At 58.4% G+C, this 12,892-nt stretch carries 12 protein-coding genes; 7 read left to right on the forward strand and 5 right to left on the reverse strand.

Going from position 1 to position 12,892, the window contains the following annotated elements; genetic code table 11:
• Positions 1-97 precede the first annotated feature (97 nt).
• Positions 98-349: a hypothetical protein gene (locus HHJ06_RS02775; RefSeq protein WP_215427382.1), complete on the reverse strand. Its 252-nt coding sequence runs from the start codon at positions 347-349 to the stop codon at positions 98-100.
• 321 nt (positions 350-670) lie between these two features.
• Between HHJ06_RS02775 and HHJ06_RS02780 the strand changes: the two genes are divergently transcribed.
• Both HHJ06_RS02780 and HHJ06_RS02785 read left to right on the forward strand, forming a co-directional pair.
• Positions 671-4,078, forward strand: coding sequence for an alpha-amylase family protein (locus HHJ06_RS02780; RefSeq protein WP_215427384.1), 3,408 nt, complete (start codon positions 671-673; stop codon positions 4,076-4,078).
• Between the two features lie 2 nt (positions 4,079-4,080).
• A complete protein-coding gene (locus HHJ06_RS02785; RefSeq protein ID WP_215427386.1) occupies positions 4,081-5,151 on the forward strand; it encodes a hypothetical protein in 1,071 nt (356 codons plus the stop codon).
• A gap of 137 nt (positions 5,152-5,288) precedes the next feature.
• Here HHJ06_RS02785 and acpS read toward each other — a convergent pair whose 3' ends face one another.
• From acpS to purH, 3 genes are read right to left on the reverse strand one after another with little or no spacing between them, the layout of a single operon-like run.
• A complete protein-coding gene (gene acpS, locus HHJ06_RS02790) occupies positions 5,289-5,690 on the reverse strand; it encodes a holo-ACP synthase (protein ID WP_215427388.1) in 402 nt (133 codons plus the stop codon).
• Between the two features lie 36 nt (positions 5,691-5,726).
• A complete protein-coding gene (locus tag HHJ06_RS02795; protein ID WP_215427390.1) occupies positions 5,727-6,467 on the reverse strand; it encodes a pyridoxine 5'-phosphate synthase in 741 nt (246 codons plus the stop codon).
• Between the two features lie 39 nt (positions 6,468-6,506).
• Positions 6,507-8,054, reverse strand: a complete 1,548-nt coding sequence (purH, locus tag HHJ06_RS02800; protein ID WP_215427392.1) for a bifunctional phosphoribosylaminoimidazolecarboxamide formyltransferase/IMP cyclohydrolase — start codon at positions 8,052-8,054, stop codon at positions 6,507-6,509.
• 245 nt (positions 8,055-8,299) lie between these two features.
• Here purH and rplI point away from each other — a divergent pair, with 245 nt between their 5' ends.
• The 4 genes from rplI (at position 8,300) to HHJ06_RS02820 (ending at position 11,254) form a co-directional block, all read left to right on the forward strand.
• Positions 8,300-8,755, forward strand: a complete 456-nt coding sequence (gene rplI, locus HHJ06_RS02805; RefSeq protein WP_215427394.1) for a 50S ribosomal protein L9 — start codon at positions 8,300-8,302, stop codon at positions 8,753-8,755.
• A 172-nt stretch (positions 8,756-8,927) separates the two neighbouring features.
• Positions 8,928-9,920 carry a magnesium transporter CorA family protein gene (locus HHJ06_RS02810; protein WP_215427396.1) on the forward strand — a complete coding sequence of 331 codons (993 nt, stop codon included), beginning with the start codon at positions 8,928-8,930 and terminating at the stop codon, positions 9,918-9,920.
• Between the two features lie 64 nt (positions 9,921-9,984).
• A complete protein-coding gene (argB, locus tag HHJ06_RS02815; protein ID WP_215427398.1) occupies positions 9,985-10,878 on the forward strand; it encodes an acetylglutamate kinase in 894 nt (297 codons plus the stop codon).
• Between the two features lie 10 nt (positions 10,879-10,888).
• Positions 10,889-11,254: a lipocalin family protein gene (locus HHJ06_RS02820; RefSeq protein ID WP_215427400.1), complete on the forward strand. Its 366-nt coding sequence runs from the start codon at positions 10,889-10,891 to the stop codon at positions 11,252-11,254.
• Between the two features lie 14 nt (positions 11,255-11,268).
• Here HHJ06_RS02820 and HHJ06_RS02825 read toward each other — a convergent pair whose 3' ends face one another.
• Complete coding sequence (locus HHJ06_RS02825) at positions 11,269-11,553, reverse strand: hypothetical protein (RefSeq protein WP_215427402.1); 285 nt, start codon at positions 11,551-11,553, stop codon at positions 11,269-11,271.
• A gap of 290 nt (positions 11,554-11,843) precedes the next feature.
• Here HHJ06_RS02825 and HHJ06_RS02830 point away from each other — a divergent pair, with 290 nt between their 5' ends.
• Entirely contained in the window at positions 11,844-12,890 is a 1,047-nt protein-coding gene (locus tag HHJ06_RS02830) for an energy-coupling factor ABC transporter permease (RefSeq protein WP_215427404.1), read from the forward strand.
• The last annotated feature ends 2 nt before the right edge of the window (positions 12,891-12,892 follow it).

A 12,892-nucleotide genomic window follows, 5' to 3' on the forward strand; every position in this document is an offset into this window, starting at 1 on the left:
GGGACAGCCTCTTTTTCATTCCCCCTCATCTTCTCAACATGCACTTAGGGACCGCGGCAGGCCCGCTCACACGGCATGGTCAAAAAATCTCTGCCAGTTATCGGCTTCCCATTAAAAGATGGCAGGTAGCCATGTCTTTCCATCTATCGGGGCGGGGCGAATGAAAAGGCGTAAAGAGCTGCAATGAGATGATATGAACAGAAAAAATAAAATCGTTTTCCGCCTGAATATAATATTCAGCATTTTTTGGGTTTGCAGCTCTATTTGAACTTGAAACATTATCTTTATTTAGGGTTTTCTGAAAGAAAGAAATGGGAAAACGGGTATAGTAGGGAATAGGTTCAACCATGTGTTTCATGGTTTTTATGGCCGCGGCATATGTTGGGAAGCCATTCCCGGTATGATGCCGCGCCCACTTATCAACTCCGGATTTATCTGGGACGGCTTGAGGAATGCCTGGCTTAAGATGGATAACAATACAAATAGCCGGCGGCCTGCCCGCCAAAGCGGAAATGTCCGGTATCTGAATGCAACGTCCCGGAAAAAGAAAAAAACTACGGTTAGCGGATTAAGGCGCCTTTACATCCTGAAAGAACGCTGCCGGGCGCTCAAATGGAAAATTGCCCTGGGAAAAAGCCTGAATTAATTTAAAAAGAAAGATTACCAACTGATGAAACGGTTACCGCTATTGCTCTGCATCCTGCTGACGGGCCTTCTTACTCCCGTATTCGGCAAACTGGACGGCACTTACATGAATGAGGCCGGAATGACCCTGAAAACGCCCCATGCCGCATGGGATGAAAAAGGCGAGCTTCCCCATAAGAACGTACTTTTTATCATGCAGCAGACGGCCTCGCGCGAGGTCATTGAACTGGTCCAGCGTTTCCCGGGCTTTGAATATGAAGTGGTTCTCACAGCCAGCGAAAAGAGCATCGGAGCGGATGATATTTACAGCAATCCGATTGCGGGGCTGGGCACCGCCGACAAACATCAGGAGCTGGCCGCCAAGCTGGCGAAGGATTATGACCTGGTGGTCATGGCGAACGTCGATTTTGAAATCCTGCCGGACGAGCAGAAATTTCGCCTGATGACGATGGTGCGGAACGGAACCGGCCTGGTCCGGATTCAATCCCGCGAACCTTGGCTGGAACTTAGGAAACTGCCTTATAAAAAACCGTACGCCAAACCATTGTCCCGGCCGGAATGGATTGCCGGAAGCAACAGCCTTCCCGGAACCAGGCCGGAAAATTTTGAATCGCGTATCTTCAACGCCTGGCAGTTCGGCCATGGCCGGATCGTCGAAGTCGATTATGGCGCGGGCTACCGGGCAGGAGTGGGGCTGACGCCGTATTTTGACTACACCACGGACTGGTTCTTTCTCTATGAAACGTCGCAGGCTTTTCTGGCCCAGGTGCTCTATTACGCCAGCGGAGTGGAACTGCCGGCATTTTCAGTACGGCAGGACAGCGGCAAATTTGCCGTGGCCTCTCCGGAGAAAACCGTTGTGGAGGGCCGTATCCGGCAGACGAATAATTCCGTCATCCGGAACAGCCTTGATTTCACGAACCTTCCGGCGGCTAGATATACCGCAGACGTATTGGTCCGCCGGGATGGCGCGCTGGTCAACTTCGGCGCCTTTCCCTTTACGGTGGAATCCGCTTTCGGGGCCGTATCGGTGGAAGCGCCCAGGCTGGTGCAGGACCGCGGCCCCTTCTCCGGCACGCTGAAACTGGCTTCGCCCGCGCAGAACGGTTACTCCGTCAAAGTGGAGCTGATGGACGCTCCCTACCGCAATGTATGGTTCAGCAAAACATTTCCTTTGGAGGCCGGAAAGAAAGAGTTCCCATTTGACCTTGAAGATTACCGGATGCCGACCATCGGCGGTTATCTGCGCTGTACCGTTTACGATGCCCGGGGCCACGCGGCGCATGCGGAAAAACCGGTGATTTTCCCGGACTATTCTCTGGAGGATTACCTCCAGCTTACCTGGGGGCAGGTTGGCTGCACCTTCAACCCCGCCTTCGGGGAGAGGATTATCGACCGCCTCGGCTGGAACGTATCGCTGCAATTTTTCAGCAAGGGAGATATTGAAAACACCCTGCGGAACGAAAAACTGTGCCCGTATATTTGCCGGATCGGGATGGAAGCCGGACCAGACAATGAAACCAGGATATTGCGCAAGCTATGGTCCGAACAGAAAGAAAATATAGAGCAGCTGGAGACGTTGAACGGCGACGAATCGTTCTACCATCCATTGGTCCGGAAGCTTTGGGCCGACGATCTGCGGCGCCAGGCAGAATACCTGAAAGACCTGAGTCCTGTGCTGTACAACCTGGGCGACGAGAATTTTTACACCTACGACGCCGGATTCGGAGAGTCGGATAAACAGCCGTTCGCCGATTTCCTGCGGTGGAAGTACCAGACCATTGAAAACCTGAACCTTGAATACGGCGCCTCCTACGCCGGCTTCAGTGAAGTGCCCCACCTTCGGCTGGACGAGGCCAAAAAAGAAGGAAACCTGGTCGCCTACAACGACCACCGGGAATACATTGAAAAAATGTACGTGGACATGCATCACTTCCTGGCGGCGGAAATCAAAAAGGTTCATCCCGGAGCCCGGGTAGGCGCGGAAGGCTCGCCTCCCGGCAATCTTGAAGAAATGATTAAAGGGCTGGACTTCTGGGGCCCTTACAGCGGCATGCAGGAGAACGAGGCGCTGCGCGCATTCGGGGCGGACCGGGTCCGGACCATCTGGTGGGGCGGCTATTGCTTGGAACGTTCATCTTATCCGTACAAACTTTGGGAACACCTGCTCCAGGGAGCGATCAACGGCCACGCCTGGTTCCTGATCAACCCCGCCCTGGGAGAAACCAGCCATTCCGGCGACCTCTCCGAGGCGGCATACCTGCGCCAGTACATGCCCTACCTCGATGACCTGAATTACGGCCTCGCGCAGCTCCTGATCAAAACGCCGTTTCCGGATACCGGCATTCTCTTCTACTACAGCCACTCCTCCAAATCTGCCGCCCAGGCGGACAGCCGCTGCGTCAACCCGGACGCCAGCATGAATCCGCTGCTCCGGTATTGCTACCAGCGCGGACTGGGCTTCAATTTCGTCTCTCCCAACACCCTGGAACGCCTGAAGAACGCCCGGCTCCTCTTCCTTTGCGGAACGTCCTCCCTGAGCGACAAAGAGTGCGCGGCCATTCTGGATTTCGTCAAATCCGGCGGCACCGTACTGGCGGACGCCAATATCGCGCTCCTGAACGAAAACCTGAAAAAACGCCCCCGGAACCCCTTGAGCGAACTTTTCGGAGACCTGACGTTCGACCAGGCAAAAGAGCTCGAAATCCAACCCTATGAGAGCACAAGCGGCTCCCTGGCCCTGGCGGGAGAAAAGGCGCATGCAGTCCACGGCAATCCGGGCCTGCGGCTCCACAAGGCCGGCAAAGGAAATGCCATCCTGCTGAATGCCTCGCTCTCCGTTCTGGAAAATAATTCCCGGCCCGGCTCCTCTCTGAACGCGTTCCTTGACCAGGTGGTAAAGAGCGTGGGCATCCGTCCTCCGGCCGTGATTCCCGATTTCAGCGACACCCTGATGGTCCGTCCCCGGAAGGCCGGAGAATTCGAACTGCTGGGCGCCCTCGGCCAGGAAAAGGACCTCGGCAAATCATTCACCGCCAATTTGCCGAAAGAAAAATACATCTATGAATGCCGCAAGGGACTGGTCGGGAAATCAGACCGGCTTGCCTTTAAATTCTCTGAAGCGCCGTTCCGCTGCTTTGCCCTGTTTGACCGGGAGCAGCAGCCGCCCGTGGTAACCGCTCCGGCCCAGGCGGCAAAAGGAGCCCGTGCCCTGCTTAAAATTTCCGGACCGGCCAATCCCCGGGAGCGCGCGTACCGGATTACGGTAACGGCCCCGGACGGCAGGGAAATGCTGCACCGCAGCAAAACCATCTACGGCAAGACGGAATACCCGCTGGATTTCGCCTTCAACGACCTGCCCGGCATCTACCGCATCTCCATTGAAGATGCAGCTACAGGCTTGAACACTCAACACGAAATCGAGGTAAAATAATCATGCAGAAACTCGCCCTGACCGTACTGGCCGGATTGTGCAGCACACTGCTGTCCGCCGCCCCTTTCATTGAAAAGAAAGAAGAACAACTTGACCGCAAGGGAACTGCCCTCCTTGTGACCCGCCATACCGTCAACCTTGGCAATGGAAAGATCAATTACCACACCGTTACCAATCCCAATGACAACAAGCCCATTCAGCAGGAATGGGGGGATTTCAGATTCGGCATTGAATACTGGAGAAACCCTAATACTCCCGGGAGCTGGAGCCCCGTCAATTTCCTTGCCGTGATTGGCAGGGACGGCAAAACGCTGCTGGACCGGAAAGTAGCGGAAAAAATTGACACCGTGGAAACCGGCCGGATGGAAATGGCTGTCTTCACGTTCCGTCCGGAAAATAGTGTTCTGGACGTCAGGATAGCGCAGTTCAAGGACCGTCCGGACTGGCTGTTCGTCAAGGTCGCTTATCCCGGACAAATGGATGAAGTATGGGCATCGCCTGTTCACGGTTACGGAAAGCCGGAACTGGAGTCACAATACGCCCTGAAAGAAGGAGCCGGGGCAAAGCCATGCGGAAAGCCGGACTGGATTCTGACGAAAACGACCGGGGGAAACGGGGTGATGAACTTCAACCGTTATGCTTACAAGGAATTCGGCACTTTCATCGTTTTTGAAAAAGAATCCCTCCGGCAAATCCGGATTCATGGAGATGACATCAAATTTGAGCTGAAGCCGGAGTCGGACAGCTTCAGCTTTGCCATCAGTTATTTTAAAGACCGGAAACCGGAAGAGGTCCGTCCGGAATTCTTCAACGTGACGGTTCCGGAAGTGGAAAGCTTCCTGAAATCCATTGATTGGAACCCGGCCCCCGACCGGAAGGCGTTTTCCGAACTTGCGGATAAAACCCGGGAAAATATCTCCATCCTGAAAAGGGACGGCGGTCCCGTGGCGGACTACGAGAAGAAAATGAACGAGCTGGAAACCGATTTTGCCAAAGCGCCAAGCTTTGAAATTCTGGCCGCCCTTCGCAAACTGAATATGGAGATAATCAGGAAGAATCTTGAAAACCTGTAAGAACAAAGTGTCCGCCGGTGCCGCTGGCAAGGTATCCGGTAAAAATTTCCGGGCGCAGAACCGGATTATGTTCGGCCAGCTTTGGCGCAGGGAAAACGGTCCCGGATGCGGCAAAGGCTTGCAACGCTCCTGAAGCGTCAGGAAAATTCCAGAGCTTCCGCAAGGGAGATGACGGTGGCGGCGGCGCTGTGGGGGGAGTGGGTCATGGTCAGCAACCAGCCCGTGATGCCCTGCTCCCGGGCCGTCACCCCGGCAGTGCCGTGCAGCAGGAGGGAGGGAGCGCCCGCATCATTGCGCACCACTTCCACCTCCGTGAAAGAGCATTTTTCCCCAATGCCTGTACCCAGAGCCTTCGCCACGGCCTCCTTGGCCGCAAAACGGGCCGCCAGGCGCGGCACGGGGTCCGCATGCCTCCGGCAGTAGGCCCATTCATCCGGGGTGCAGATGCGCAGGGCAAAGGCCTCCCCGTTTTTCTGGAGGGCCTGGCGCACGCGGTCCAGGTCAACCAGGTCCATTCCCAATCCTGCAATGCGGCTCATGTTCCTGCAACCGGGGTTAGCGTTGAAACGGGAGCATCAGCTCAGGCGGTCGATCGCCTGGCGCATTTCCCTCACGGCCTGCTCCATCCCCACAAAGAGGGCGCGGGCTACGATCGTATGGCCGATGTTCAGCTCATGCAGGTAGGGCACGCCGGCCATCAACTGTTCCAGATTCTGGTAGTTGATGCCATGGCCCGCATTCACCTGGATTCCCAGGGAGTGGGCCTGTTCCGCGGCGCGTTTCAGCCGGGCCAGCTCCGCCGTGCGTTCCTTCCCGGCGTGGTTGGCGAAGCATCCGGTATGCAGCTCAATCATGGGCGCGCCCAGACGGGCGGCGGCGTCCACCTGGGCCAGCTCCGGATCAATGAACAGGCTCACCTGAATGCCGTTGTCCGCCATTCTTGCCATGGTCGGGGCCAGTTCCTTTTCATGAAAGACGGCGTCCAGCCCGCCTTCCGTAGTGATTTCCTCCCGCTTTTCCGGAACCATGCACACATAGTCCGGCTTTAACCGGAGGGCAAAGTCCACCATCTCCGGGGTATTCCCCATTTCCAGGTTCAGCGGAAGAGCCACGCTTTCCCGGACGCTCAGGGCGTCCGTGTCCTGCATGTGGCGGCGGTCGCCCCGGACGTGGAGGGTGATGGAATCCGCCCCGCCCCTTTGCGCCGCATAGGCGGCGTCCAAAACGCTCGGCTCCACGTTGAAGGAATCAAGCATGGTCGCATAGCGGGCCTGCCTCAGCGTGGCGATGTGGTCTATATTTACACCTAGCAACATATCGGTTTTAAGACAAGGGGACGGGGCCGATCATTCAAATTAATGGAGGAAATGGCGGTGGCCCGTGAACACCATGGCGATGCCCGCGGCGTCCGCGGCGGCGATCACTTCCTCGTCCCGGATGGAACCGCCGGGCTGGATGCAGGCGGTGGCTCCGGCGTCAATGGCTACCTGGAGGCCGTCCGCAAACGGGAACATGGCGTCTGACGCCACCACGCTGCCCTTCAGGTCCAGTCCGGCCTGTCCGGCCTTCCAGACGGCAATGCGGGCGGAATCCACGCGGCTCATCTGCCCGGCGCCGATGCCCAGCGTGCGGTCCGTGCCGCCAAAGACGATGGCGTTGGAGTGCACCTGCTTCACGACGCGCCAGTTGAAGCGCATGGCGGTAAGTTCTTCTTCCGTCGGGGGACGCTTGGTCACCACCTTGGCTTCCAGGTTGTCCAGGCCCATCACGTCCGTATCCCGCTTCATGGTCATGAAGCCGCCGGGAGCGGAGCGGATGATGGGTTCCAGGCGGGCCTTCATCCAGGCTTCCGTGTTCATGCGGATGATGCGGCAGTTCTTCTTTTTCTGAAGAATGGCGCGGGCTTCCGCGTCGTATTCCGGGGCGATGATCACATCCGTGAAAATGGCGCTCAGCACGCGGGCCAGGCCTTCCGTCATTGGGCGGTTGACCACGATCACGCCGCCGAAGGGGGCCTGCGTGTCCGTTTCAAAAGCCTTCTGCCAGGCGTTGCGCAGGTCTTCGTCGTCCTGGCCCACGCCGCAGGGGTTCGTGTGCTTCAGGATGCCCACCGTCGGGCGGCGGAACTGGGTAATCAGCTCGGCGGCGCCTTCAATGTCCAGCACGTTCGTGTAGGAAAGCTCCTTGCCCTGGAGCTGGTGGAAAATATCGCCGAAATTGCCGTACAGGCTGGATTCCTGGTGGGGGTTGTCCCCGTAGCGCAGTTCCTGGTACAGGGGGGCGCAGATGCAGAAGCTTCCCTTAGTGCTCTCCGCGCTCTGGTGGCCCAGGTAGTTGGTGATGGCGTTGTCGTAATTGGACGTGCGCATGAACACCTTCACCGCCAGGTTTTCACGGGTTTTCAGAGTCGTGTCTCCCTTGTGCGTCTGCATTTCATCCAGAATGCGGGGATAGTCCGCGGGATCGGAGACCACCGTAACGGAGGCGTAGTTCTTGGAGGCGGAGCGGAGCATGGACGGCCCGCCGATGTCAATCTTTTCAATAGCTTCCTCCAGCGTGACGCCGGGCTTGGCGACGGTTTCCTCAAAGGGGTACAGGTTCACGCAGACCAGGTCAATGGGCTTGATGCCGTTTTCCTTCGCCTGGCGCACATGCTCCTCATTGTCGCGGCGGTGCAGCAGGCCTCCGTGCACCATGGGATGGAGCGTCTTCAGGCGTCCCTCAAACAATTCCGGCTCTCCGGTATAGTCGGAAATTTCAATCACCGGAAGGCCCAGGCCTTTCAGGAAAGCGGCGGTGCCGCCGGTGGAAATAAGCTCTACTCCAAACTCGTGCAGGCCCTTGGCAAACTCCTCCAGGCCGGTCTTGTCGGAAACGGATATCAATGCGCGCTGAATAGCCATAAAATCAAATATCTGTAATGTATCCGCGGGCGGACCCTCCTCTCTGGGAGCGAACGCGATAAATGCGGTTCCTTTCCCTACATACTACCGCCGCGTGAAGCAAGCGCAATGTCACCTATCATGACAGCCGGGGGGATTTTTTACTCCCAAAACGTAAAAAAACGCCCTTTTTATCGCTCTTGTCTTGACATTCGGGCGAATACTTACTACTTCAACCGCTCACAAATAACCATTTCTTTTTAGCCATGGCAACGATGGAAGTAATTCTCGCAACAAAAATTGAAGGACTCGGCGCGGAAGCCGACCTGGTGACCGTTAAGGCTGGCTATGGCCGCAACTACCTCATTCCTCAGGGTCTGGCCCACGAAGCAACGGCCTCCAACCGCCGTTTCATCGCCAATCTTCAGGCCGCCCGCGCCAAGCGCGAAGCGGAAGAACTCAGCGCCGCCCAGGAAGTGGCCGCTAAGATCAACGGACTGACGGTGGACCTCGTCCTTGAAGTAGGCCAGGGCGGCAAGGCGTTCGGCGCCATCACCAACCAGAACATTCATGACGCCCTGACCGCTCAGGGAGTGGAAGTGGACCGCCGCGCGATTGAGCTTGAAAAGCCGATCAAGAGCGAAGGCGAACACGAAGTTGCCATCAAGGTGCATCCCCAGGTGGAAGCCACGCTCAAGGTGGTCGTCAAGGAAAACGCCTAAGCGGCGCACATCCCTTTTTTCCGGCAGGCCCGGTTCCCACCTTGGGAACCGGGCCTCTTTTTTGTCACCCTTTTTACTTTCCTTCCCTGTATAAACAAGGCATCATACCCGCGTTGGGTGTCACTCGACATCATGCACGGAATCGTTCCACCCCCTAACCGACATTAACGGCATGATTCGACTTTATCGTCAAACCCCGGAAGGCATTGAGCGCACCACCCAGGTGGATGCGGCGGAACAGAACTTGGACTCCGTCTTCTGGATTGACCTCCTTACCCCGGAACCGGCGGAAATCAAATTTGTGGAACGCCTCTGCGGGCTGGAAATGCCCACCTACGACGAGATGCGGGAAATTGAGGCCACCAGCCGCCTGTACACGGAGGACGGCGCCCGCTTCATGACCACTACGGTGCTCAGCCGCGTGGACACAGAATCCCCCTCCCTGTCGGAAATCACCTTCGTCCTCATGGGGGCCAAAATCATCACCATCCGCCATTCGGACTCCTACTCCTTCCGCGTCTTCTCCCACCAGCTCCTGCGCCAGAAGCAGATCAGCCGGGACCAGGTTTTCACCGGCCTGCTGGAAACCATCGTGGACCGCCAGGCGGACGTGCTGGAACGCTTCGGCGCGGAACTGGACCGCCTTTCCAAAAACATCTTCCGCAGGGACGAACCGGAAGGCAAGGGCGGCAAGCGCGCCCCCGTCTCCAGCGCCCTGCGCCTCATCCTCCAAGACCTGGGACGCGTGGGCGACCTGCTCACCCGCCAGCGGGACTGCCTGGTGAACCTTCTGCGCCTGCTCACGTACGCCAGCAATGAGGAAGCCCTGGACGACACCAACTCCACCCTGTACATCAAGCTCCGCCCGCTGAGCCGTGACGTCACCTCCCTTTCGGAATACGCCAACTTCCTTTCCAGCAACGTAAACTTCATGCTGGACGCCGTTCTGGGCCTCATCAATATTGAGCAGAACGAAATCGTGAAAATCTTCACCGTGGCGGCCGTGGTCTTCATGCCCCCCACCCTCATCGCCAGCATTTACGGGATGAACTTCTCCCACATGCCCGGCCTGGAAAACGAATACGGTTATTACATCTCCCTGGCGGTCATGCTCGTTTCCATCATTCTTCCCCTGGTTTATTTCAGGAACAGGCGCCTGCTTTGAACGGCCCCTCCCGCGGATTCCCACCCTCTTTCTCTCTTAACCATTCCTACGTTTCATTACTGACATGGACTCCAAAATCACCCGCCTGATTGAACAGGCCTCCGTCATCGTCGGCGCACTGCCCTACCTCCAGGCCTACCGGGACAAGACGTTTCTCATCAAATTCGGCGGCAGCGCCATGGATGACGCCCGCCTGGTCAAGAAGCTCATGCGGGACATCGTCCTGCTGGAAGCCCTGGGCTTCAATCCCGTGATTGTGCACGGCGGCGGCAAGGCCATCTCCAAGGCCATGGCGGAAGCCGGGCTGGAAGCCCGCTTCGTCAACGGGCTGCGCGTCACGACGCCGGAAGCCATCTCCATCGTGGAACGCACCCTCTCCGGAACCATCAATCCCGGCCTGGTCCAGATGTTCCGTGACTACGGCGGCAAGGGCGTGGGCATTCCCGGCACGGAAATCTTCGTGGGAGAGCGCATCCAGGAAAAGGACGAACAGGGCAGCCCCGTGGACATCGGGGAAGTGGGCAACGTCATCGGCTGCCTGACGGAACGCATCACGGAAGCCCTGAAACTCCAGATCACCCCCATCGTCTCCCCGCTGGCCAAGGAGCTGGGCACCCACAAGCCGCTCAACGTAAACGCGGACCTGGCTGCGGCGGCGCTCGCCAAGGAACTCAAGCCCGTCAAGCTCATCTACATTTCCGACGTGCCCGGCATCATGAAGGACCCCTCAGACCCTTCCACCCTCATTAAATCAGTTACCCGCACGGAAGCCCTGGACCTGATTGAAGACGGCACCGTTTCCGGCGGCATGATTCCCAAAATCCATTCCGCCATTGATGCCCTGAACGCGGGCGTGCGCAAGGTGCACTTCATTGACGGGCGCCTGCCCCACACCCTGCTGCTGGAAATCTTCACCCCGGACGGCATCGGCACGGAGGTCATCAGAGAACAGCGTTAACTGCCCGGCCATGCGCCTCTTCCTCCTTCTTCCGGCTCTTTCCCTGCTGGCGGCTTCCTGCTCCGTGAAGCCGTCCGCCGCCAGCCTTTCCGGCTGCTGGACCCAGCCCGTTCCCGGACAGCCGCAGCACATCCAGGGCATGGCGCTCATGCCGGACGGCCGCGCCAGCTCCATCAACATGCACACGCTCCTTTACACGGGCTGGCGCCTGGACGGCAACCGGCTGACCCTGACGGGGAAAAGCATAGGCAACGGAAATTCCTCCGTCTTCACCACGGCCTCCACCATTGACCGTCTCAGCAAAACCATGCTCATCCTGAACACGGACGGAAACCGGGAGGCCTATACGCGCACGTCCCGGTGCGTGGAGCAATAAGCGGCACGCCCCTCCTATTCCTCTTCCAGCAGGGATTTGTTGGCCGCCTTCGCCAGCTCGCAATTCGGGCATTTGTCAATCAGGCGGTCCATCAGGGCCTCAATGCGGGCGTCCTTCGCCATCAGCTGCTCATCCTTTTTCTTGAGCAGGTTCAACGTATAGTTCACGGCAATCGTCAAAACGCCCAGGCCGCCGATGGCTCCGGCGGAGGAAACAGCCCCATCCACGGAAATATTGCCCAGGATCGTCGAACATCCGCCTATGGAAAACAAGCACTTAGCTATGGAAAAATTCATCATGGGTCCCGTCTAGCAAATCACGGGCCGGACCGCATCACGCCCGATCCGTCCATGTTCCCGGCCCTGCCCCGGACGGAACACACTCCCCCTTCCCATGGAAAGCCGCCATTCCCGGGAATAACCCCCTCCCGTCCCGCCGCCGGAAAAGCCCGGGCGGGGCAGAAAAATACTTCTTCACGGAACGCATTTCCTTCTTCGGCCTGGCGGTGTTTATGCTAAAGTGGCGTCAATCCGCCCGGTCCGGGCCTTTACCAATACTTCACTTCATCCAATAGAAAGACACAAACATCATGCATATGGCGGACGGCTTCATCTCACCGGCGGTAGGCTGCACCATGTTGGCGGCTTCCGCGGCCATCACGGCGCTCTGCGCGCGCAAGGTCAGGCAGGAAAAGGAAGTGCGGCTCGTCCCGCTCATGGGCGTGCTGGGAGCCTTCATCTTTGCCTGCCAGATGCTGAACTTCACCATTCCCGGCACCGGGTCCAGCGGCCATCTGGGCGGCGGGCTCATTCTCGCGGTTCTGCTGGGGCCGTACGCCGGGTTCCTGGTCATGGCGGCCATCCTGGCGGTGCAGGCCCTTTTCTTTGCGGACGGCGGCCTGCTGGCCCTGGGCTGCAACATCTTCAACCTGGGCTTCTTCTCCTGCCTGGTGGCCTATCCCTTCATTTACAGGCCTCTGGCCGGGAAAACTCCCGGCACGGGGCGCATCACGCTCGCCAGCATCACCGCCGCCGTCATCGGTCTTCTGCTGGGCGCCTTCTCCGTAGTCCTGGAAACGACGGCCTCCGGCATTTCCGCGCTGCCCTTCGCCCAGTTCGTGGAACTGATGCTGCCCATCCATCTGGCGATCGGCATTGTGGAAGGGCTTGCCACGGCGGCCATCGTCATCTTCATCAGCAAGGCCCAGCCCTCCCTGCTGCGCCCGGCGGACCTGGAAACGGGCCCGGTTAAAAAAGCCTCCTTCACCGTCCTGGGCATCTTTGCGGTAGCGGCCCTGCTCTGCGGGGCGGCCCTCTCCTGGTTCGCCTCCGCCTATCCGGACGGCCTGGAATGGTCCGTGGCCGGCGTCACCGGATCGGAGGAAACCACTCTGGCGGAACCTTCCTCCCTCCACCGCAGCCTGGAATCCGTGCAGGAATCCACCGCCATCATGCCGGATTACGCCCTTCCCGCCGCGGAGCAAACGACCTCCGCCGGGGAAACGGAGGAACCCTCCTCCATCGTCAACCCTGAAACGAGCCTGGCCGGCGTTCTGGGGAGCGTCATCATTGCGGCCGTCATCTTTGGCGCCGGCTTCCTGTTCGGCAGAAAACCGCACGGCCACTGCCCCCGCTGACC

It is taken from the genome of Akkermansia muciniphila, from assembly GCF_018709685.1.
GTDB classification, from domain to species: domain Bacteria; phylum Verrucomicrobiota; class Verrucomicrobiia; order Verrucomicrobiales; family Akkermansiaceae; genus Akkermansia; species Akkermansia muciniphila_E.

What these genes read in the sequence shown, in the direction of transcription:
- HHJ06_RS02775 (WP_215427382.1), bottom strand. Translation starts at nt 349, where the DNA reads ATGGTTGAACCTATTCCCTACTATACCCGTTTTCCCATTTCTTTCTTT.
- HHJ06_RS02780 (WP_215427384.1), top strand. Translation starts at nt 671, where the DNA reads ATGAAACGGTTACCGCTATTGCTCTGCATCCTGCTGACGGGCCTTCTT.
- HHJ06_RS02785 (WP_215427386.1), top strand. Translation starts at nt 4,081, where the DNA reads ATGCAGAAACTCGCCCTGACCGTACTGGCCGGATTGTGCAGCACACTG.
- acpS (WP_215427388.1), bottom strand. Translation starts at nt 5,690, where the DNA reads ATGAGCCGCATTGCAGGATTGGGAATGGACCTGGTTGACCTGGACCGC.
- HHJ06_RS02795 (WP_215427390.1), bottom strand. Translation starts at nt 6,467, where the DNA reads ATGTTGCTAGGTGTAAATATAGACCACATCGCCACGCTGAGGCAGGCC.
- purH (WP_215427392.1), bottom strand. Translation starts at nt 8,054, where the DNA reads ATGGCTATTCAGCGCGCATTGATATCCGTTTCCGACAAGACCGGCCTG.
- rplI (WP_215427394.1), top strand. Translation starts at nt 8,300, where the DNA reads ATGGCAACGATGGAAGTAATTCTCGCAACAAAAATTGAAGGACTCGGC.
- HHJ06_RS02810 (WP_215427396.1), top strand. Translation starts at nt 8,928, where the DNA reads ATGATTCGACTTTATCGTCAAACCCCGGAAGGCATTGAGCGCACCACC.
- argB (WP_215427398.1), top strand. Translation starts at nt 9,985, where the DNA reads ATGGACTCCAAAATCACCCGCCTGATTGAACAGGCCTCCGTCATCGTC.
- HHJ06_RS02820 (WP_215427400.1), top strand. Translation starts at nt 10,889, where the DNA reads ATGCGCCTCTTCCTCCTTCTTCCGGCTCTTTCCCTGCTGGCGGCTTCC.
- HHJ06_RS02825 (WP_215427402.1), bottom strand. Translation starts at nt 11,553, where the DNA reads ATGATGAATTTTTCCATAGCTAAGTGCTTGTTTTCCATAGGCGGATGT.
- HHJ06_RS02830 (WP_215427404.1), top strand. Translation starts at nt 11,844, where the DNA reads ATGCATATGGCGGACGGCTTCATCTCACCGGCGGTAGGCTGCACCATG.